Source organism: Streptomyces sp. NPDC006487 (assembly GCF_042870555.1).
Lineage (GTDB): Bacteria > Actinomycetota > Actinomycetes > Streptomycetales > Streptomycetaceae > Streptomyces.
Genome location: NZ_JBIAHN010000005.1, coordinates 291,672 through 313,559 on the forward strand (window position 1 = coordinate 291,672; position 21,888 = coordinate 313,559).

General features: G+C 74.4%; 9 protein-coding genes. 7 read left to right on the forward strand and 2 right to left on the reverse strand.

The features are described from left to right. Nucleotides 1-175: 175 nt before the first annotated feature. On the forward strand, nt 176-3,463 hold the full coding sequence (locus ACFYM0_RS10745; RefSeq protein ID WP_388499074.1) for a BTAD domain-containing putative transcriptional regulator: 3,288 nt from the start codon (nt 176-178) through the stop codon (nt 3,461-3,463). Between the two features lie 258 nt (nt 3,464-3,721). On the opposite strand, the gene ACFYM0_RS10750 is transcribed toward ACFYM0_RS10745, so the two are convergent. Then, complete coding sequence (locus tag ACFYM0_RS10750) at nt 3,722-3,904, reverse strand: hypothetical protein (protein WP_388499077.1); 183 nt, start codon at nt 3,902-3,904, stop codon at nt 3,722-3,724. A 331-nt stretch (nt 3,905-4,235) separates the two neighbouring features. Here ACFYM0_RS10750 and ACFYM0_RS10755 point away from each other — a divergent pair, with 331 nt between their 5' ends. The 6 genes from ACFYM0_RS10755 (at nt 4,236) to ACFYM0_RS10780 (ending at nt 21,400) form a co-directional block, all read left to right on the forward strand. Then, nucleotides 4,236-5,636 carry a helix-turn-helix domain-containing protein gene (locus ACFYM0_RS10755; protein WP_388499078.1) on the forward strand — a complete coding sequence of 467 codons (1,401 nt, stop codon included), beginning with the start codon at nt 4,236-4,238 and terminating at the stop codon, nt 5,634-5,636. A 148-nt stretch (nt 5,637-5,784) separates the two neighbouring features. After that, nucleotides 5,785-12,186 (forward strand): amino acid adenylation domain-containing protein, encoded by a 6,402-nt coding sequence (locus tag ACFYM0_RS10760; RefSeq protein ID WP_388499080.1) that lies wholly within the window; start codon nt 5,785-5,787, stop codon nt 12,184-12,186. After that, entirely contained in the window at nt 12,183-12,995 is an 813-nt protein-coding gene (locus tag ACFYM0_RS10765; RefSeq protein ID WP_388499083.1) for a thioesterase II family protein, read from the forward strand. Before ACFYM0_RS10760 ends, ACFYM0_RS10765 begins: the two co-directional genes overlap by 4 nt. Before the next feature lie 51 nt (nt 12,996-13,046). Then, complete coding sequence (locus ACFYM0_RS10770) at nt 13,047-14,087, forward strand: TauD/TfdA family dioxygenase (RefSeq protein WP_388499086.1); 1,041 nt, start codon at nt 13,047-13,049, stop codon at nt 14,085-14,087. Nucleotides 14,088-14,092: 5 nt separating this feature from the next. After that, the gene (locus ACFYM0_RS10775; RefSeq protein ID WP_388499089.1) at nt 14,093-15,976 is read left to right on the forward strand and encodes an amino acid adenylation domain-containing protein; all 1,884 of its coding nucleotides are present in this window, start codon (nt 14,093-14,095) and stop codon (nt 15,974-15,976) included. Nucleotides 15,977-15,988: 12 nt separating this feature from the next. Then, complete coding sequence (locus ACFYM0_RS10780) at nt 15,989-21,400, forward strand: condensation domain-containing protein (protein WP_388499092.1); 5,412 nt, start codon at nt 15,989-15,991, stop codon at nt 21,398-21,400. A gap of 91 nt (nt 21,401-21,491) precedes the next feature. Here the strand turns inward: ACFYM0_RS10780 and ACFYM0_RS10785 are convergent, their stop codons facing one another. Then, a complete protein-coding gene (locus tag ACFYM0_RS10785; protein ID WP_388499095.1) occupies nt 21,492-21,869 on the reverse strand; it encodes a DUF4440 domain-containing protein in 378 nt (125 codons plus the stop codon). Nucleotides 21,870-21,888: the final 19 nt, after the last annotated feature.

The following is a 21,888-nucleotide window of genomic DNA, read 5'->3' on the forward strand; positions in this document are numbered from 1 at the left end:
GACCGCGATGGCCTGAACTGCACGGTCCCGTTCATCGCCACGAAATCTCCACACCATGGACAACCGCAGACGTGTTCGGGAAGACTGACCTCCGCTCCACCCGTCTTCCCTCCCGGCTCGACCGCGTCGTGCATGCGGTGCGAGCGGGATCAGGCATGCCCCAGCTGGGAGTCTCATGACCGTTTCGCCCGGCGGCGTTCCGCCAACCCCTGACTCGGTGGTGTTCCGGCTCCTCGGGCCGTTACAGGTGACCGGTCTCGGCGGCCCGGTACGCGTTCCACCCGGCCGGCAGGAGGTCATCCTGGCCGCGCTGCTGCTCGAAGCGAACCGGGTGGTGAGCACCGACTACCTCGTCGACCTGATCTGGGACGACGAACCCCCGGACACGGCCCGCACCCAGGTGCAGATCTGCGTGTCGCGGCTGCGCAAGCTGTTCAGCACGGCGGTGATCCCGGCCGCGATCACCACCCGGCCGCCGGGGTACGTCCTCAAGACGGAGGGCGACCTCGTCGACGCCGCGCTGTTCGCCCGCACCGTCGCCGAGGCGCGCGCGCTGGCCAAGCAGGGCGCACTGGGCGGTGCAGCGGAACTGCTTCGCACAGCAAGCGAGTTGTGGCAGGGAGATTGCCTCAGCGGAGTGTCCAGCGAGACCCTTCGCAGCAAGGCCCTGCAGTTGGACGAGGAACGGCTCACGGTGGCCGAGACCCGGATCGGGCTGGAACTGGAACTGGGCCGACACCACCAGCTCGTCGGTGAGATCCAGCTGCTCGTACGGGTCCACCCGCTGCGGGAGCGGCTGCGCGGGCAGCTGATGCTCGCCCTGTACCGCTCGGGGCGGCAGGCGGAGGCTCTGGAGAGCTACCGGGTCGGGCGCGAACTGCTGGTGGAGGAGCTCGGCCTGGAGCCGGGATCCGAACTGCGGGCGCTGGAATCAGCCATCCTTGCGGGCGAGGTCGCCCCGCCCTCCCGTCCCGGGGCCGGCGGCTACGGCGCCGAGAGCGCGGACCCGGGTACGGGTACGGGTGCCGCTCAGGCCTCCGCCGGTCCCTCCGCGGCGGCGCCGGTCCCGGCCCCCGCGGTCCCGGCTGCCGTCACGGCCGGCGTCACGGCCGGCGACGCACCCGGATCGGAGCGGCCCGCCCCCCTGCCGCCCGCGCTCCCTCCCGTACCCGGGGCCGCCTCGTACCGGGAGGAGATCCCGCGCCAACTCCCCGCCGACACGTCGGATTTCGTCGGGGACGAGGACCGGATCGGCCGGATCGAGCGGACGCTGCTCGGAGAGGGCGGCCGGGCGGTCGGGCTCGCCGTGGTCGTCGGGAAGCCGGGCACCGGCAAGTCCACACTGGCGACGCACATCGCGCACCGGCTGAGCGAAGGCGGCTTTCCCGACGGCCAGTTGTACTGCGACCTGCGCGGAACCGGTACACCCGCGACCTCCTCCGAGGTACTCGGCCGGTTCCTTCGCGCACTCGGCATCCCCGGGGCCGTGATCCCCGAGTCACAGGACGAGCGCGCCGAGATGTACCGCACCCTGATGGCGTCGCGGCGGGTCCTGGTGGTGCTCGACGACGCCGCGTCGGAGAGCCAGATCCGCCCGTTGCTGCCGGGAAGTTGCAGCTGCGCCGTGCTCGTCACCAGCCGGGTCCGGCTGACCGGCCTGCCGGGCGCGCACCGCGTGGAGCTCGACGTGATGAGCACCGAGCACGCGCTGGAACTGCTGGTACGGGTGATCGGCGAGGACCGGGTGAAGCGCGAGGGGGTCGCCGCCGAGGCACTGATCCGCACGGTGGGCGGACTGCCGCTGGCCCTGCGCATCGTCGCCGCCCGGCTGGCGGCCCGGCCGCACTGGACGCTGGCCTCGATGGTGCACCGCCTCGCCAACGAACGGCACCGCCTCGACGAACTGACCCACGGCGAGATGACGATGCGGGCGAGCCTCTCGCTCACGCACGACGGGCTGGCCGCGGCGGACCGCCGGCTGCTGCGGCTGCTGAGCCTCGCGAAGGGTCCGACCCTCCCGGGCTGGCTGGCCGGGGCGCTGCTGGACGACGACCGCCCCTTCCCCTCCGACCTGCTCGAACCACTCGTCGACGTACAGATGCTGGACGTCGTCGGGGTCGAGTCCACCGGCGGCTTCCGCTACCGCTTCCACGAGATCATCCGGGTGTTCGCGCGGGAGCAGCTCGCCGCGCACGACGAGCCGGCCGCGCAGACGGCGGCGCTCGGGCGGATGCTGGGCGGCTGGCTTTCGCTGGCCGAGCAGGCCCACCGGCGCATCTACGGCGGTGACTTCACCGTGCTCCACGGGAGCGCACCGCGCTGGGAGCCGCCCGCCCCGTGCGTGGACGAACTGCTCGTGGATCCGCTGGAATGGCTCGACAGCGAGCACGCGAACCTGGTCCAGGCCGTCGAGCACGCGGCGGCGGCGCAGATGGACGAGCTGTGCTGGGACCTGGCGACGACGCTGACGACGCTATTCGAGGGCCGGGGCTACTTCGACGACTGGGAGCGCACGCACCAGCTGGCACTGGAGGCCGTCCGGGCGGCCGGCAACAAGCGCGGCACGGCGGCCCTGCTCGGTTCGCTGGGCGTGCTGTACCTCGGCCGCAGCCAGAAGGAGGAGTCCCGGGCTGCGCTGACCTCGGCGCTCGGGCTGTTCCAGGAGCTGGGCGACGCCCACGGGCTGGCGCTGTGCCACCGCGATCTGGCCCTGCTGGAGCGGATGCAGGGCAACGAGGACCGGGCGCTCACCCTGTACGACCGGGCGCTGCGGGATTTCGACCAAGTCGGTGACGTGGTGGGCCGGGCCATCGTCCTGACGCAGAGCGCACAGATCTGGATGGTGCGCGGCCAGGTCTCCGCCGCGCAGGACCGGCTGGACGAGGCGCTCGGCATCTACCGTTCGGTGGGGTACACGGGCGGGCAGGCCAGAACCCTGCGCAGGGCGGGCCAGCTGTCGCAGGCCCGTGGCGAACACGAGCGCGCGGTGCGCACGTTCACCGAGGTGCTCGAGCTGTGCCGGGACACCGGGGACGTGATCGGCGAGGGGCACCTGCTGCGGGACCTGGGCCACGCGCACGCCGAACTCGGCCGGGGCGAGGCCGCCCGGGGCTTCTACGCGCAGGCACTGTCGGTCCGCGAGCAGATCATGGACCAGGGTGGGGCGGCGCTGGTGCGGCTGGATCTGGCGAGGCTGCTGGTGGCGAGCGGGGGCGCCGGTGAGCGCTCGCGGTCGCGGGAGCTGCTGGAGAGTTCGGTACGGGTCTTCCGCGATCGGCGGATGGACTCCGAACTCGCCGAGGCGATGCGGCTGCTGGGTTCGGCCGCGCTGCCGGCCCGGCCGGTGGTGGTCCAGGCGGCCGGTGAGGTCATCGGTGGTGTTCATCCGGACCCGGCCGTGAGAACGGCCCTGGGCCTCGGGGTTCCTCACGCACCGGCGAGCGGTGCGGCGGCCGGGGTCTGACGCGGAGGTCCGACGCCGGGGGTCTGACCCGGGGGGCTACCCGGGGGGCCGGCGCTGGGGGCTGAACCGGGGGGGCTGGCGTCGGGGTCTGAACGCTCGGGGTCTGACCCTGGGGGGCTACCCGGGGGGGCGACGCTGGGGGCTGAACCGGGGTCCGGCGCTGGAGGTCGACGCTGAGGGTCTGGCTCGCGGGCTGACACCGGGGTCTGGCCCTGGGGGGCCTACGCAGGTGTCTGTCGCCGGGGCCCTGCCGGGACGTCAGTCCCACGGGTTGGTGTCCGTGGTGGTGCTCGGCGACGGGGTGGCCTGCGGGGCCGGGTTGCCGGCCGTGGTGGCGGGGGCGACCGGGCCGTCGGCCTGGGCGACCTGGGCGCCGAGCACCGCGGTGGCGGCGATGGCGACGGTGACGAGGGCGGTGCGGAAGGCGGTGGCGAGCGTCATTTCTGAGTCCCTTCGTCGGTGCGCTCCGGGTCTTCCGGGGCGCTTCCTTCGTTCTGGGACAGACATTAGGAAGAGCCGGAATCTCCGCACCGTCCCCAGCCCTATCCCCGCGCTATCACGGATCTCCACGGGCGGTGATAGCCGCCGGCCCGCCGGCCGATAGCGGCGGCCGGGGCCGTGCAAGCGGGCCCGCGCGGTGATAGGCGGGCCCACCGGAGGCGGTTCGTCCGGGGATGCCGGGGGGATAGCGCGCTGCCGACGATGGGAGTCAGGAACCGGGCCGCTTCACCCCAGGCCCTGTCGTTCCCCACCACCACCGCCGGGAGCGCACATGCACAGCACGGCCGTCGCCGCCGCAGTCCCCCTCGCACAGGAGGCCACCCGACTGGGAGTCCTGATCCGGGCCCACCGGCTGCGGATCGGACTCACCCAGCGGGAGCTGGCCGATCTGTCCACCATCAGCGTCCGCGCCATCCGCGATCTGGAGCAGGGCAAAGCGAGACGGCCCCGCCCCGAGACCCTGCGCCTGATGGCCGACGCGTTGCGGCTGGGCCCGCGGGCCCGGGCCTCGCTCGAGGCGGCCGTCCAGCGGGGGCGGGCGACCGGTGCGGGCTGGGAGCAGCCGCCCGCCCCACCGACGGCCCTGCACCCGATGGTGGGCCGGGAAGCGGAACTGGCGGGGCTGGAGCGAGAGCTCTCCTCGGGCGCGGAGCGGCTGGTCCACCTGGTGGGGCTGGCCGGTGTGGGCAAGACACGGCTGGCGCTGGCGGTGGCCGAGCGGCTGCACGCGGCCGGGATGCCGGTGCTCTGGCACGCGTTCCCCGGTGCGGCGGCCGACCACCTGGGCTGCGCGGACGGCGAGCCCGCGGCCCGGGTCGCGGCGGCGGTCACCGAACTGCTCGCGCCGGCGGACGGGGAGCGCCACCCGGGGAGTGGTCCCGGTGCCGGTTCCGGATCCGCCGCGGGCTCGCGGGGTGCGGTGGACTCGCTGGCGGAACTGCTCGGCGATCAGGCCGTGTTGCTGGTGCTCGACGGTGTTCCGGCGGGTGCGGCCCGGTGCGACCGGCTGACGGGCCTGCTGCGCGCCTGCCCGGGGCTACGGCTGCTGGTGACCTCCGACCAGCCGTGGGAGGTGCCCGGTGAGCGGATCTTCCTGCTGGCCCCGCTGGAGGTCCCCGCCGCCGGCGCGGTGGACGCGTCGGCCCCCGCGGTGAGGGTGTTCCTCGAGCACGTCCGGCGGGTGCGCCCGGAATTCGCCCCGACCGCGGCCGACGCGGAGCGGGCGGTGTGGGTCTGCCGGTGGCTGGACGGGCATCCGGGGGCACTGGCCTCGGCCGCCTCCTGGCTGGTCGTCTGCGATCTCCCCGGGCTGTGCGACAGCCTCCGCGAGGACCCGGTGGCCCTGCTCGACCACCTGGGCGGCCGGCCGGGGGCCGACGGCTTCCGCGGTGTGCTGCACCACCGGCTGGACCGGCTCTCGCCCGCCGCGCGGGACCTGCTGGGGGCCCTGTGCGGCCGGGCCGGGGAAGAGTTCGAGCTGGCCGGGATCACCGCCCTCACCGGCGGCGGTCTGGCGGAGTCCGGCCGGCTGCTGCGCGAGCTGCTGATCAGCGGTGTGGTGCGGGCCGCGCACGAGGGTGGCAGCTCCCGCTTCCGGGTCCTGGGTCTGGTCCGGGCCGCGTGCCGGGCCGCCGCCCGGGAGCCCCTTGCGGCTGCCGCCACTGCCGCCTGAACTGCTGGCCGAGTGCCGGAGCAACTGCCGCAGGCCCCGGGGGCCCGCCGGTTGGATGGCGTACGGCCGGACCGCACGGCAGAACCCGGACCGGGGTCCGGACCCCGCTCGACCGCCCGCCACGGAGACCATTTTGAGGAGCACCGGCATGTCCCCCAAGCCCGCTGAACCGAGCAGCACCGCGCACGGGCCGGTCGCTGCGCGGCTGCCGCTGTCGGCGGCGCAACGCGACATCTGGATGGCCCACGGACTGGACGCCTCGGGCTGCCGCTACAACATCGGGGAGTACCGCGAGATCCTGGGCGACCTCGATCCGCAGCTCCTCTCCCGGGCCTGGTACCAACTGGCCCGCGAGGCCGACGCGCTGCGCATCCGCGGGACAGGTGCGGACGAGGACGGCGGCCTGTGGCAGCTGGTGCGGGCCGAACCGGGCGACCGGCGGCTGGAGTTGCTGGATCTGAGCGGCGAGGCGGACCCCGCGGGGGCGGCCCGGGACCGGATGGACTCGGAGCTGGCCCGGCCCTTCGACCTGGTGGACGGCTGGCTGACCCGGCACATCCTGATCGACGCGGGCACCGCCCCCGGCGGCGAACGGCGCTGGTTCTACTTCCACGCCTTCCACCACCTGGCCGTCGACGGACTGGGTGTCGCCCTGATGGACCGGCGGCTGGTGGAGCTGTACGAGCGGGGCGCGGCCGGGGAGCCCTGGGGGCCGAGCCCGTTCGGGACGCTGGAGGCCCTGTTCGCCGAGGACGCGCGGTACCGGACCTCGCCCGAAGCGGCGGCGGACCGGGCACACTGGGCCGGGCACCTCGCGGGGCTGCCGCAGACCCCTCGGCTCGGCGAAGGCCGCAGCGGCGGACCGGCGCCGGGCGCGCTGCCCTTCGTACGGCGCACCGTGGTGCTGCCGCCGGACCGGTCGGACCTGCTGCGGGCGGTGGCGCGGGACCGGCGGGCACCGTGGACGATGCTGGTGATCGCGCTCGTAGCGGCCTACGTGCACCGGGTGAGCGGTAGCTCCGAGCCGGTGCTCGGGCTTCCGGTGACGGGGCGGCGGACCGAACTGGCCCGGTGCACACCGGGGATGATGTCGAACGTGGTGCCGCTGCGGGTGCCGGTGGCGACCGACGGGACGCTCGCCGAGCTGTTGGCGGCCGTGGTCAAGGAGACGCGGCAGGGCCTGGCGCACCAGCGCACCCGGTACGAGGACATGTGCCGGGACCTGGGTGTCGGCGAGTCGGAACGGCGGATCACGGCGCCGCTGGTCAACATCATGGCCTTCACCCCGGGGATGCGGTTCTGCGGTTTCCCGACGACGCAGCACAATCTGAGCAACGGTCCCGTGGAGGACCTGGCGGTCGGTGTCTACGACCTGGGGCCCGAGGGCGGCCTGCGGATCGACTTCGACGCGGCGCCGCAGGTCTGCGACCTCGCCGCGGTGGCCGGGCACCAGGACCGGTTCCTGCGGTTCGTGACGGCCGCGCTGGACTCCGCGCTCGACGTTCCTTTGTCGGAGCTGGAGTTGCTGGGTGATGTCGAGCGGCGCCAGGTGCTGGAGGAGTGGACCGGCCGCCGCGCCGGCATCGGTGAGGAAACCCTCGTCGACCGCTTCGAGGAGCAGGCCCGCACCCGACCCGAGGCCCTCGCCCTCGTCTTCGGCGACGAAGAACTCACCTACGCCCAACTCGACACCCGCGCCAACCGGCTCGCCCACCACCTCGCCCAACACGGCCTGGGCCGCGGCGACCTCGCCGGCGTCCTCCTCGACCGCGGCACCGACTTCGCCACGGCCCTCCTCGCCGTCCTCAAGACCGGCGCCGGATACGCCCTCCTGGACCCCGAGTTCCCCGACGAACGGCTCGCCGGGACGGCTGTCGAGGCCGGTCTGCGGGTGCTGGTGAGCGACGGGACGCACCGTGCCCGGGTGGGCGGCGGGCCCTGGGCGACCGTACTGGTGGACTCCGAAACGGAGATCATCGGCCGGCAGCCGTCCGGCCCCCTCGGCATCCGGCTGACGCCCGCCGACCCGGCCTGCGTGATGTTCACCTCCGGCTCGACCGGACGCCCCAAGGGCATCCTGTCCTCCCACCGCAACCTCGTCTCCACCGTCACCGCCCAGACCTACGCGAACTTCGGACCGGACGAAGTCTTCCTCCAGTGCTCCCCCGTCTCCTGGGACGCCTTCAGCCTCGAATTCTGGGGCGCCCTCCTCCACGGCGGCACCACCGTCCTCCAACCCGGACAACGCCCCGAACCCGCCGCCATCGCCGCACTGGCCCCGAGCCGGGGCGTCACGATGCTCCAACTGTCCTCCAGCCTCTTCAACTTCCTGACCGACGAACACCCGGACGCCTTCGCCACCACCCGGATCGTCTACACGGGCGGCGAACCCGCCTCCCCCACCCACGTCCACCGCCTCCACGCCCGCTACCCCTCGCTCACCATCACCAACGGCTACGGCCCCGCCGAATCCATGGGCTTCACCACCACCCACCCCATCCCGGTCACGGACGAGGCGGAGGCCACGGTGTCCATCGGCCGGCCGCTCACCAACAAGCACGCCTACGTCCTCGACACGCGGCTGCGCCCCTCCCCTCCCGGCACGACCGGCGAGCTGTACCTGGCCGGCGACGGACTGGCCCACGGCTACCTCGCCCAGCCCGCCACCACCGCCACGAGCTTCGTCCCCAACCCCTACGGCCCACCCGGCTCCCGCCTCTACCGCACCGGCGACCAAGCCCACTGGGACACCGACGGAAACCTCCACTACACCGGCCGCACCGACACCCAGATCAAGATCCGCGGCTTCCGCGTGGAACCCACCGAGATCGAGACCGTGCTGACCGGGCACCCGCGGATCGCCCAGGCCACCCTGGTGCACACCACTCACCTGACGGCCTACGTCACCCTCGTCCCCGGCCCGGAGCTGGGCCCGGCCGAGCTGAAGAGCTGGCTGCGCGAGCGGCTGCCGGAGCACATGGTCCCGGCGCAGTTCGCCGTGCTGGACCGGCTGCCGCTCACCCCGAACGGGAAGATCGACAAGCGGGCCCTGCCGGCCGTCGAGCTTCCGCTGACCGCCGGCGGCCGCCAGCCCCGTACGGAACTGGAGGAGATCGTCCGGACCCTCGTCAGCGAGGTACTCGGCTCCCCCGCCCCGCTCTCCATCGACGACGGCTTCTTCGACCACGGCGGCCACTCGCTGCTCGCCGCCCGGCTGGTCAACCGGATCGGCGCCACCCTCGGCGTCACCCTCACCTTGCGCGACGTCTTCCAGCACCCCACCCCGGCGGCGCTGGCCCGCCAGGTGACGGCCGCATCGGGCCGGCCCGTGCTGCCGCCGCTGACCCGGGCCGCCGTGCGGCCGGAGCGGCTGCCGCTGTCCTTCGCCCAGCAGCGCCTCTGGCTCGTGTCGGGGCTCGAGGAGCAGGGGACCTCGTACAACGTGCCGATGGCGGTCCGGCTGGACGGCGCCGTGGACGTGGCGGCGCTGCGGGCCGCCTTCGGCGACCTCGTCGGCCGCCACGAGCCGCTGCGGACCAGGTTCACCACCGTGGACGGCGACCCCCGGCAGCTCGTCGACCCGGCGGGGCCGGCCGTCTTCGAGGTCCGTACGGTGGCCCCGCAGGACCGGGACGCCGAACTGCTTTCGGCCGCCCGGCACTCCTTCGACCTGGCCGCCGAGCATCCGCTGCGGGCGACCCTGCTGCGGACCGGGGAGACCGAGTCCACCCTGCTCGTCCTGATGCACCACATCGCCACCGACGGCCAGTCGCTGCGCCCGCTCTTCGAGGACCTGTCGGCCGCCTACGCCGCCCGCCGGGAGGACCGCGCCCCCGACTGGGCCCCGCTGCCCGCGGACTACGCCGACTACGCGCTCTGGCAGCGCGCCGCGCAGGCGGACGGCGGAGTGCTCGAAGGGCAGCTGGCGTACTGGAAGTCCGCGCTGGCCGGGCTGCCGGAGGAGCTCGCTCTGATCCCCGACCGGCCCCGGCCGGCGGTGGCGGGGCAGCGCGGCGGGGCGGTGCGCGTCGACTTCGGGCGCCGGCTGCACAAGCGGATCGTCGAGCTGGCGCGCGCCGAGAGGTGCACGCCGTTCATGGTGGTGCAGGCCTCGCTGGCCGCGCTGCTGACCCGGCTGGGCGCGGGGACGGACATCCCCCTCGGCTCACCGGTCGCCGGGCGTACGGACGAGGCCCTGTCGGACCTGGTGGGGTTCTTCGTCAACACCCTCGTGCTGCGGACCGACACCTCGGGCGATCCTGCCTTCCGGGAGCTGCTGGCCCGGGTGCGGGCCGCCGACCTCGACGCCTTCGCCCACCAGGACGCCCCCTTCGACCTGGTGCTGGAGGCTGTCAATCCGACGCGTTCGCTGGCCCGGCACCCGCTGTTCCAGATCTGCCTGGCCCTGGAGTCGGGCCCTGCGGTCACCCCGGACCTCCCGGGCCTGCGGGCCGGGACCGCGGAGCCGCTGGTGACGGGGGCCGTCAAGTTCGACCTGGAGTTCCTGCTGCGGGCCGAGCCGGACGGGCCGCTGACGGGCGCGGTGCTGTTCAGCTCGGACCTCTACGAGCGCGCCACCGTGGAACGTCTCGCGGACATGCTGCGGCGCACCCTGGAACACGTCGTGGCCGCTCCCGACGTTCCTTTGTCGGAGCTGGAGTTGCTGGGTGATGCCGAGCGGCGCCAGGTGCTGGAGGAGTGGACCGGCCGCCGCGCCGGCATCGGTGAGGAAACCCTCGTCGACCGCTTCGAGGAGCAGGCCCGCACCCGACCCGAGGCCCTCGCCCTCGTCTTCGGCGACGAAGAACTCACCTACGCCCAACTCGACACCCGCGCCAACCGGCTCGCCCACCACCTCGCCCAACACGGCCTGGGCCGCGGCGACCTCGCCGGCGTCCTCCTCGACCGCGGCACCGACTTCGCCACGGCCCTCCTCGCCGTCCTCAAGACCGGCGCCGGATACGCCCTCCTGGACCCCGAGTTCCCCGACGAACGGCTCGCCGGGACGGCGCGGGACGCGGGGGTGTCCGTCCTCGTCACGGACTCCGGGCACCACGCCCGGGTGGCCGGACCGTGGGCCTCCGTGCTGGTGGACTGCGAGGCCGAAGCCATCGGCAGGCGGGCCGCCACCGGCCCGGGCGTCGCCCTGACCCCGGCCGACGCGGCCTGCGTGATGTTCACCTCCGGCTCGACCGGACGCCCCAAGGGCATCCTGTCCTCCCACCGCAACCTCGTCTCCACCGTCACCGCCCAGACCTACGCGAACTTCGGACCGGACGAAGTCTTCCTCCAGTGCTCCCCCGTCTCCTGGGACGCCTTCAGCCTCGAATTCTGGGGCGCCCTCCTCCACGGCGGCACCACCGTCCTCCAACCCGGACAACGCCCCGAACCCGCCTCCATCGCCGCACTGTCGCGCCGTCACTCCGTGACCATGCTCCAGCTCTCCTCCAGCCTCTTCAACTACCTCACCGACGAACACCCGGACGCCTTCGCCACCACCCGGATCGTCTACACGGGCGGCGAACCCGCCTCCCCCACCCACGTCCACCGCCTCCACACCCTGCATCCGGCGCTCACCATCACCAACGGCTACGGCCCCGCCGAATCCATGGGCTTCACCACCACCCACCCCATCCCGGTCACGGACCGTCCGACTCCCACCGTGTCCATCGGACGGCCGCTCACGAACAAGCACGTCTACGTGCTGGACACCCACCTGCGCCCCACACCGCCCGGCGCCACGGGTGAGCTCTACCTGGCCGGTGACGGACTGGCCCACGGCTACCTCGCCCAGCCCGCCACCACCGCCACGAGCTTCGTCCCCAACCCCTACGGCCCACCCGGCTCCCGCCTCTACCGCACCGGCGACCAAGCCCACTGGGACACCGACGGAAACCTCCACTACACCGGCCGCACCGACACCCAGATCAAGATCCGCGGCTTCCGCGTCGAGACGACGGAGATCGAGACCGTCCTCACCACGCACCCGGATATCGCCCAGGCCACCCTCTCGACCCACCCCGACCACCACAACACGCCCCAGCTGACGGCCTATCTCGTCGCGACCTCACCCGGCCTCTCGGGGCAGGACGTCCGGCTCTGGTTGCGCACGCTGTTGCCGGACCACATGATTCCGGCCTTCGTGGTCCTGCTGGACCGGCTGCCGCTCACCCCGAACGGGAAGATCGACAAGCGGGCCCTGCCCGTCCCCGAGGCCGCCGCCACGGCCGGCGGGCGCGCTCCGCGCACCGAGCTGGAGGCGTCGGTCCTCGCGCACTTCGCCGACGCCCTGAACACGACGGCGCCGCTCTCCATCGACGACGGCTTCTTCGACCTCGGCGGCCACTCCCTGCTGGCCGCCCGCCTCACCAACCGGATCGGCGCCGACCTCGGCGTCACCCTCACCCTCCGCGACGTCTTCCAGCACCCGACGCCCGCCACCCTCGCGCAGCGCATCGAAAGCCTGCGCCGGTCCGCCCCGGCGGCCCCCCGCCGGGCCCGGCCCGCGCTGCGGCGCCGCACCCCCGACCAGGAACGGAGTTCCTCATGAGCAACGACACGTACCCGGACCTCACGCCCGCACCCGACGACGTGGTGTGGGACCTGCCGGGCGACGGCCCGCAGCGGACCTCGCTGCTGGTCCTGCCGCATGCCGGCGGCAACGCCCACGCGTACGCCGAATGGCGCCAGTACCTGCCCGCCGACGTCCGGCTGCTGATCGGCCAGTACCCGGGCCGGGGCGCCCGCTTCGCTGAGGACCTGCCCCGTACCATCGCCGACCTGGCCGGCCCGGTCGTGGCCTCCCTGCCCGCGGGAACCACCGACGACCTCGTGGTGCTCGGGCACAGCATGGGCTCGCTGGTCGCCTTCGAGGTGGTACGCGCCCTGCAGGCGGCGGGCCGGACCCCGCGGGCCCTGGTTGCCTCGGCCTGCCGGGCCCCCTTCCTCGCCAACCCGTGCGCGGTCCACCCCGAACTCCTGGACGACGACGAACTGGTCGCCGCCATCAAGGAGCGCGGGGGCACCGACGACGGCATCCTCGACGAGCCGGAGCTGCGGGAGATCATCATCCCGTCCATCCGCGCCGACTTCGCGATCGACGACGTCTACCGCTGCGAGGAGTCCGAGGCCCGCGTGGACTGCCCGCTGACCGTGATCGGCGGGGACGCCGACCCGGTCGCGCCGGCCGCCTCGCTGGACCGCTGGGCCCAGCTCACCGACCACCCCTTCGCCTCGTTCGTACTGCCCGGCGGCCACTTCTACTTCCAGCAGCAGCTGCCTGAGTTCTTCGCCGTCCTCGGCCCCGTCCTCGACTCCGTCGCCGTCGGCGGCCGGGCCACGGCCGGCTCCGCCGCCTGACCGCCCGCGCTCCCCCTTCTTCTCGCCTCCGCACCCTCTTAAGGACCTTCCATGACCACGTTCGCAGACGCCCCCGCCGAGACCGGGATCCGCCCGATCCGCGAGGCCGGCAAGCCCGTCGTCGTCCAGACCCCGGCCGGCGCCGACCTGGAGACGGCAGTCGCCTGGCTGAACGCCCACCGCGGCGACATCCAGGCCGAGTTGCACCGCTCGGGCGCCGTCCTGCTGCGCGGGCTGCCCGTCTCGGACGCGGCGAGCTTCGCCGCCGCCCGCGACGCTCTGATCCAGGAGCGCGCCGGATACAAGGAGAAGGCGACCCCGCGCACCGACTTCGGCGAGGGCGTCTTCTCCTCCACCGACCTGCCCGCCGTCCAGCCGATCCGGCTCCACAACGAGAACAGCTACACCCTCGACTTCCCCGGCGTGCTGCTGTTCGGCTGCGTGATCGCCCCCGAGGAGGGCGGCGCCACCACGGTCGGAGACATGCGGGAGGCGCTGCGCCTGCTGCCGCCGGAGCTCGTGGAGCGGTTCGCCCGGGCCGGCTGGCTGCTCGTGCGCAACTACTCGGAGCTCGCGGGCCTGCCCTGGTACAAGACGTTCGCGACCGAGGACAAGGCCGTCGCGGAAGCCTACTGCGAGGAGAACACGGTGGGCTACGAGTGGGTCGAGGAGGACGACTCCATGATCACCCGGCAGCGCCGGTCGGCGATCGTCACCCACCCCGCCACCGGCGAGCAGACCTGGTTCAACCACTTCGCCTTCTGGAACAGCCGCACCCTGGACCCCGACGTCCGCGAAGTGCTCGTGGAGACGTACGGCGAGGACGGCCTCCCCTTCAACACCTACCTGGGCGACGGGACCCGCCTGACCGACGCCGAGGTCGACGCGATCAACGACGTGTACGACCGGGTCACGGTCCGCGAGACCTGGCAGCAGGGGGACCTGATGCTCGTCGACAACATCCTGTGCGCCCACGGCCGCGAGGCCTACAAGGGCGACCGCAAGATCCTGGTCGCCATGGGAGAGCCGGTCGCCCTGGCCGACTGCGCCCCCGCCACCCAGCCGTCCACCACCGTCTTCGCCGGGGAGTGACCACCATGACCGCCGTGCTTCCCGAGCGTTCCCGTACCTCCGAGTCCCTCCCGGGCGACGCCCCGCGCGCCGTGGCCGACCTGCTGGACCGGCTCGCGCTGGTCCCCGCGGCGCGAACCGCCGTCGTCGCGGCGGACCGCGAGCTGACCTTCGGCGCACTGCGCTCCGAGGCCATGCGGATCGCCTCCCGCCTCGCGGCCCGCGGCATCGGCCCCGAGAGCGTGGTCGCCCTCGCCCTGCCGCGCGGCGCCGGCCTCGTGGCCGCGCTGATCGGCACCCTGACCGCGGGCGCCGCCTACCTTCCGGTCGACCCGAAACTGCCCGCCGACCGGCGCCGCTACCTGATCGAGGACTCCGGCGCCGACCTCGTCGTGACGGCCGGCCGGGACCCCGAATTGCTCGGCGCGCCGCTCGGCGCCGGTACCGAGCACCTGTCCCTCGCCGAACTGACCGCGCCGGACGGGACGTCCGATCCCGCCTACGCCCCGGTTGCCGTGTCCGCCGACACCCTCGCCTACGTGATCTACACCTCCGGCTCGACCGGCCGCCCCAAGGGGGTGGAGATCGGCCGGGCCGCCGCCTCCGCGCTGCTCGCCGAGCTGGAGGGCGCGCAGATCGCGGCCACCGACGGCGGCCGGGTCGGCTGGAACGCCTCCCCTTCCTTCGACGCCTCCGTGCAGCAGTGGGTGCGCGTCTGCCGCGGCGACACCCTGGTCATGATCGACGAGGAGACCCGCGCCGACCCGGCGCTGCTGGCCCGATTCGTCGACGAACAGGCCCTGACCGACCTGGACATCACCCCCTCGCACGCCGAGCCGCTGCTGGACCTGCTGAGCGCGGACGGCGGGCCCCGCCCGCTGACGCTCCTCATCGGAGGCGAGGCGGTCGGCCCGGAGCTGTGGCGGCGCCTCGCGGAGAAGGGGGCGCAGGGCGTCCTGCGCACGGTGAACCTGTACGGGCCCACCGAATGCACGGTGGACTCCACGGCGGGCTGGATCGACGGCGCCGACGAGCCGCACATCGGCAGCGTGCTGCCCGGACTGCGCATGCGGGTCCTCGACGAGAAGCTGAACCCGGTCGCCGAGGGCGGCAGCGGGGAGCTGTACCTGGCGGGCCCCCGCGTGGGCCGGGGCTACCGGCGGCGGCCCGCCCTGACGGCGGAGCGGTTCACCGCCGACTCCGGCGGGGACGCCGCGTACGGCGGGCGGATGTACCGCACCGGCGACCTGGTGCGGCTGCTGCCCGACGGGCGGCTCGGCTATCTGGGCCGGGCCGACGGACAGGTCAAGCTGCGCGGGCACCGCATCGAACTCCCGGAGATCGAGGCCGCGCTGACCGCGGTCGACGGGGTCGCGGAGGCGGCCGTCCTGCTCCTCGACGAGGTGCACGGGGCGCCCGGGCTGGTGGCGTACTACCGCACCGCGTCAGACGGGACCGAGGTCACCGAGGGAGCACTGCGCGAGCGCCTGGGGGCGGAGCTGCCCGCCTACATGCTCCCGGCGGCCTTCGTCGCCCTGGACCGCTTCCCCACCACCACGAACGGCAAGCTGGACCGGTCCGCTCTGCCCGCCCCGGCCGCCTCCTCCCCGGAGCAGGCCCCGGCCGCCGAGGGCCTGACCCGCTCGCAGGAACTGATCGCGGGCGTCTGGGCGGCGGTGCTCGGCGCCTCCCGCATCGGACCCGACGACAACTTCTTCAAGCTGGGAGGGCATTCGCTCCTCGCGATCAAACTGGTGTCCCGGGTGCGGGCCGAGCTGGGCGTCGCCCTGCCGGTGAAGGCGGTCTACGCCAACCCCCGCCTGCGGGACCTCGCCTCCCACCTCGACACGCTCGTCGCGGCGACCGCCGACGCGGCCGCCGGCACGAGCGCCGCGCGCCAGGACAGTTAGGACAGTCAGGACATGACCGAGATCCCGTTGTCGTTCGCCCAGCGCCGGCTGTGGTTCCTGGGCCGGCTGCACGGACCGTCCGCCACCTACAACGCCCCCGTGGTCGTCCGCCTGGACGCGGTGCCCGACACCGCGGCCCTCGGCGCGGCGCTGGCCGACGTGGTGGAGCGGCACGAGGTGTTGCGGACCGTGCTGCCGGCCGGGGCCGACGCGCAGCCGTTCCAGCGGGTGCTGGAGACGGCCGCCGTACCGGGGCTCACCACCGCGGACTGCACCCCCGGCGGCCTGGACGCCGCCGTCGCCGCGTTCACCCGGCAGGCGATCGACATCACCACCGAACCGCCGCTGCGCGCCCGGCTGTTGCTCCCGGGCGACGGGACCTCGGTACTCGTCCTGCTCATCCACCACGTGGCCACCGACGGGTGGTCCGTACGCCCCCTGCTGCGCGACCTGTCCGAGGCGTACGGGGCCCGCCTCGCGGGCCGGACACCGGACCGGGAGCCGCTGCCGGTCCAGTACACGGACTACAGCCAGTGGCAGCACGAGCTGCTCGGCGACCCCACCGACCCGGACGGCCTCGCCCACGAGCAGGTGGCGCACTGGCGGGAGGTCCTGGCCGGTGCCCCGCAGGTCATCGCCCTGCCCACCGACCGGCCGCGCCCGGCGGAACCGTCGGGCCGGGGAGCCACCGTGACCTCCGGGCTGGACGCGGCGGGCCACCGCGGGCTGCTCGCCCTGGCCCGCGGCCACCGGGCGAGCCTGACGATGGCCGCGCGCGCCGCGCTGGCGGCGGCGCTCTCGGCCACCGGGGCGGGCGAGGACGTCGTGATCGGGGCACCCGTCGCGGGCCGCCCCGACGAGGACCTGTACGACCTGGTCGGCTTCTTCGTCAACTCCCTTGCCCTGCGCACGGACCTGTCGGGCGACCCGTCGGTCGGCGAGCTGCTGGGCCGGGTGCGGGACGCCGACCTGGCGGCCTACGAGCACCAGGAGCTGCCCTTCGACCTGCTGGTGGAGCGGCTCGCACCGGAACGGGCCCTGGGACACCACCCGTTCTTCCAGGTGATGCTGACGGTGGACGCGGGCACCGGTTCGTCCGCGCCGGTGGAGCTGGCCGGCGGGATCCGCGGCCGGCTGGAGGACGTCGGCCTGGACGCGGCCAAGTTCGACCTCACCTGGTACTGCGCGGAACGGCACACGGCGGACGGGGCCCCCGACGGGATCGACGTCGCCCTCCAGTACGCGGCCGACCTCTTCGACGAGGACACGGCGCGGCTGCTGCTCGAGGTGTACGTGCGGGCCCTCGGCGCGTTCGCCGCCTCGGCGCCGGACCCGGACCGGCTCCTGGGCGAGCTGGACCTGGTGACGGCCGGGGAGTCGCGGGTGCTGGCCGCCCGGCACGCGGCGGCCGTCCCGGACGCGGCCGCTCCGGCTCCGGCCGGGCCGGTGCGCCGCGACGTCCTGTCGCCCCGCGAGGAGATCCTGTGCGGACTGTTCGCGGAGGTGCTGGGCCGCGAGGCGCAGGACCCCGACGCCAACTTCTTCAAATCGGGCGGGCATTCGCTGCTGGCGAGCAAGCTGGTCAACCGGATCAGGGGCGCGCTCGGCCTGGAGCTCGGCATCCGCGACCTGTTCCTGGCTCCGACCCCGACCGCGCTGCACCGCCGCCTCGCCGAACTGGGCGGCGCGGCCACGAGCAGGCCGTCCCTGACGGCTGCGGCCGGCCGGCCGCAGCGGCTCCCGCTGTCTGCGGCGCAGCGGGCGCTGTGGCTGCTGGACCGGATCGAAGGGCCCTGCGCGACCTACAACGCGCCGCTGGTGCTGCGTCTGGCGGAGGTCCCGGACCGGGCGGCTCTCGCGGCCGCGCTGGGTGACGTGGTGGGACGGCACGAGGTGCTGCGCACCGTGTACGGCTCCGAGGGCGGCGAACCGTACCAGCGGGTGATGGACACGGACGGGACGGGGGCGACGGGGTCAACCCGCCTGGAGGTGACGCGGTGCGCCCCGGAGGCGCTGGAGGGGCTCGTCGCCGGCTTCGGCCGCGAGCCCTTCGACCTCGCGCTGCGGCCGCCGCTGCGGGCCCGGCTGTTCCTGCCGGGGGACGGCACCTCGGTACTGGTGCTGCTGGTGCACCACATCGCGACCGACGGGTGGTCGATCGCCCCCCTGCTGCGGGACTTGGGCGAGGCGTACGAGGCGCGGCGCTCGGGCCGGCCCCCCGCGTGGCGGGCGCTGCCGGTGCAGTACGCCGACTACGCCCTCTGGCAGCGCGAGCTGCTGGCGGATCCGGCGGGGCTGCTCGGCTTCTGGAAAGCGGCGCTGGACGGCATGCCGGCCCGGACCGTCCTGCCCGTGGACCGGCCCCGCCCGGCCGAGCCCTCGGGGCGCGCGGTGACGGTCTCGGCGGAGCTGGACCCCGCGGCGCACCGGGCGCTGCTCTCCCTGGCACGCGGGCGCCGGGCCAGCCTGTTCATGGTGGCCCGCGCCGCACTGGCGGCGGCGCTGTCGGCGGCCGGGGCCGGGGAGGACCTGGCGATCGGCACCCCGGTGGCGGGCCGGCCCGACCAGGACCTGCACGACCTGGTGGGCTGCTTCGTCAACTCCCTGGTGCTGCGCACCGATCTGTCCGGGGACCCGGCGGTCGGGGCGTTCGTCGAGCGGGTGCGCGACACCGACCTGGCCGCCTTCGACCACCAGGACCTGCCCTTCGACGTACTGGTGGAACAGCTGGCCGAACCGGGGCGGGCACTGGGCGAACACCCCTTCTTCCAGGTGATGCTGACGGTGCAGGAGGCCGCTGACGACACGGTGCGGCTCGGCGGCGTCCGGGGACGGGCGACGAGCACCGACCTCGGCGCCGCGAAGTTCGACCTTTCCTTCCACTGCGCCGCCCGGCGGGGCGCGGACGGCTCACCGGACGGACTGGACGTGCACGTGCAGTACGCCGAGGACCTCTTCGACGGGGAGACGGCGCGGCTGCTGCTGGAGGTGTACGTACGGGCGCTGCGCGCGTTCGCGGCGTCCGCGGAGACCCGGCTGGGCGCGCTGGAACTGGTGACGGCCGAGGAGGGGGCGGGCCTCGTCCGGCGCCGCGAGCGCCTCGCCGCGGCCGCCCTGGCGGCGCAGGGGCCCGCGGTGGCCGCACCCGTGGCGCTCTCGCCCCGTGAGGAGATCCTCTGCGGGCTGTTCGCCGAGGTGCTGGGCCGCGAGGAGATCGGCGCCGAAGCCAACTTCTTCAAGTCGGGCGGGCATTCGCTGCTGGCCAGCAAGCTCGTCAACCGGATCCGGGCGGTGCTCGGGGTGGAGGCGGGCATCCGGGACCTGTTTCTGGCCCCGTCGGCCACGGCCCTGCACCGGCGGCTGGCCGCGGCGGGCCCGGCGGGGTCCCGGCCGGCCCTGGCGCCCGCAGAGCGGCGGCCCGAGCGGCTTCCGCTGTCGTACGCGCAGCGCCGGCTGTGGTTCACCGACCAGCTGGAGGGGCCGTCCCCCGCCTACAACATCGCCCTGGTGCGCAGGCTGGACCGGCCGCTGGACCCGGCGGCGCTCGCCGACGCCCTGGCCGACGTGGCGGCCCGGCACGAGGTGCTGCGCACGGTGTACGGGGCCGAGGGCGGCGAACCGTACCAGCGGGTGCTGGAGCGGGCCCGGCCCCAGTTGGAACTGGCGCGACCGCAGGACGTCTCGGCCGCCGTGGACGAGGCGGCGGCGCACGTCTTCGACCTGACCCGCGATCTGCCTCTGCGGGCCTGGCTGTTCCTGCCGGACGGGGAGGGCCCGCAGACCCTGGTCCTGCTGCTGCACCACATCGCGGCCGACGGCTGGTCCACGGGGCCGCTGCTCGCGGATCTGGCCGCGGCGTACGAGGCACGGCTGGCCGGGCGGGCTCCCGGAGCACAGCCGCTGCCGGTGCAGTACGCCGACTACACCCTGTGGCAGCGGGAGCTGCTGGCCGAAGCCCGGCCCGAACTGGACTTCTGGCAGCGGACCTTGACCGGTCTGCCCCCGCTGATCGATCTGCCGGCCGACCGGCACCGGCCGGCCGAGCCCTCCGGGCGCGGGGCGCTGACCGCTTTCGCGGTGTCCGCCGACACCCACGCCCGCCTGACCCGCCTCGCCCACGCCCAGGGCGCCACGCTCTTCATGGTGGTGCAGGCGGCGCTCGCCGCGGCCCTGACCCGGCTCGGCGCGGGCACGGACCTCGCGCTCGGCACGACGGTGGCCGGGCGCGGCGACGACGCCCTGTCGGGTCTGGTCGGCTTCTTCGTGAACACCCTGGTCCTGCGCACCGACACGGGCGGCGACCCGACGTTCGAGGAGCTCCTCGGCCGGGTCCGGGAGGCGGGCCTGGCCGCGTACGCGCACCAGGACCTCCCCTTCGACCTGCTGGTGGAGCACCTGAACCCGCACCGGTCCGCGGCCCACCACCCGCTGGTGCAGGTGATGCTCCAGGTCAACCGGGCGGACGGGGGCGCGGACGCCGCCGCCGGGGGCCCGCTGGCGGGAGTGGAGCTGCCGTACGGCTCGGCGACCGCGAAGTCCGACCTGACGTTCGCCCTGACGGAACGCCCCGACGGCGGCCTGTCGGGCGTGCTGGAGTACGCCACCGACCTGTACGGGGAGGAGGGCGCCGAGCGCCTGGCCGGGCTGCTCGTGGCGGCGCTGGAGCTGTTCGGCGCCGAGCCGGGCCGCCGGGTCGGCGACCTGCCGGCGCCGGCCGACCGGCGGGGTGCCCGGCCGGTGGCCGGCGGCTACCGGATCGATGTGGAGCACGTCGCGGCGGTGCTCGCGGCGCACCCGGCGGTGGCCGGGGCGCGGGTCCGCGTGCTCGAGGACCGGCTGGTCGCGGAGGTACTGGACCGTGAGGGCCCGGCCGGCCCCCTGACGGAGGCGGCCCTGCAGGAGTGGGCGGCGGAGCGGCTGCCGGAATACGCGATCCCCTCGGCGGTGCGCCTCCTCGCGGGGGCGGCACCGGACCAGGAAGCGGCGCGGGGACCGGCGCGACCCGCGGCGGGGTCCACTGCGGGGTCCACGGCGCAGGCGGCGGGCGAGGCCACGGCGCAGGCTCCAGCCGGCTCCGCGGCGCACGCTTCGGGCCGGACGCCCGCTGCGGACGGCGACGACCGGCGCGGCGACGACCGGCTGGCTCCGGCACTGCTGCGGCTGTTCGCGGAGGTGCTGGAGCGTGGACAGCTCGGCCCGGACGACAACTTCTTCAAGTCCGGCGGGCATTCCCTGCTGGCGGTGCGGCTCGTCAACCGGATCAAGGCGGAGCTGGGCCGGGAGCTGACCCTGCGCGAGGTGTTCCGGAACCCGACGCCCGCCCGGCTGGCGGCGCTGCTGGCGTCGGCGCCCCCGGTCCCGCCGACCCCGCCGCCGGCCCTGCGCCGCCGCACCCGTGCGGGCTCCCGGGTGCGCCAGCCGTAGCGGCGACGCGGCACAACACCCTTTCCCCTCCCCGGAATCCGCACGTGAGGCCCTCCCCGACAGCCTGCCGGGGAGGGCCTCTCCGTGGCGGTCACCCGTCGGCGGGCGGGACGGGTGTGGCCTGGTGGTAGTACATCCGCCACGTGGTGGCGGCGCCCTGCCTGCGCCAGAGCGAACTGCGCCGTGCCCGGTTTCCGTCCAGGGTCGTCTCGTAGGTGAGGTGCACCAGCCCGGGTGCCAGAAGGACTCCGGTGAAGTCGGCGGGCTCGTGGCGCGGACGCCCTTCTTCCGCACCGTCCAGCTCGGGCAGCGCGGCGAGCATCTCGTCATACGTCCACCGCCGCCCCGACGCCCCGACCTCCACGAACTCCGGGTCCAGCAGCTGTCGGGCAAGCGGGCGTGATGCCCGCACCCCGGGGTCCATCAGACGCAGCTCGCCCGCGATCGCTTCGCGGACCTCATCCGTCATGCGGTCCTCATCCCTCATG

Coding starts and splice junctions, on each gene's coding strand:
- ACFYM0_RS10745 (WP_388499074.1), top strand. CDS start 176: ATGACCGTTTCGCCCGGCGGCGTTCCGCCAACCCCTGACTCGGTGGTG.
- ACFYM0_RS10750 (WP_388499077.1), bottom strand. CDS start 3,904: ATGACGCTCGCCACCGCCTTCCGCACCGCCCTCGTCACCGTCGCCATC.
- ACFYM0_RS10755 (WP_388499078.1), top strand. CDS start 4,236: ATGCACAGCACGGCCGTCGCCGCCGCAGTCCCCCTCGCACAGGAGGCC.
- ACFYM0_RS10760 (WP_388499080.1), top strand. CDS start 5,785: ATGTCCCCCAAGCCCGCTGAACCGAGCAGCACCGCGCACGGGCCGGTC.
- ACFYM0_RS10765 (WP_388499083.1), top strand. CDS start 12,183: ATGAGCAACGACACGTACCCGGACCTCACGCCCGCACCCGACGACGTG.
- ACFYM0_RS10770 (WP_388499086.1), top strand. CDS start 13,047: ATGACCACGTTCGCAGACGCCCCCGCCGAGACCGGGATCCGCCCGATC.
- ACFYM0_RS10775 (WP_388499089.1), top strand. CDS start 14,093: ATGACCGCCGTGCTTCCCGAGCGTTCCCGTACCTCCGAGTCCCTCCCG.
- ACFYM0_RS10780 (WP_388499092.1), top strand. CDS start 15,989: ATGACCGAGATCCCGTTGTCGTTCGCCCAGCGCCGGCTGTGGTTCCTG.
- ACFYM0_RS10785 (WP_388499095.1), bottom strand. CDS start 21,869: ATGACGGATGAGGTCCGCGAAGCGATCGCGGGCGAGCTGCGTCTGATG.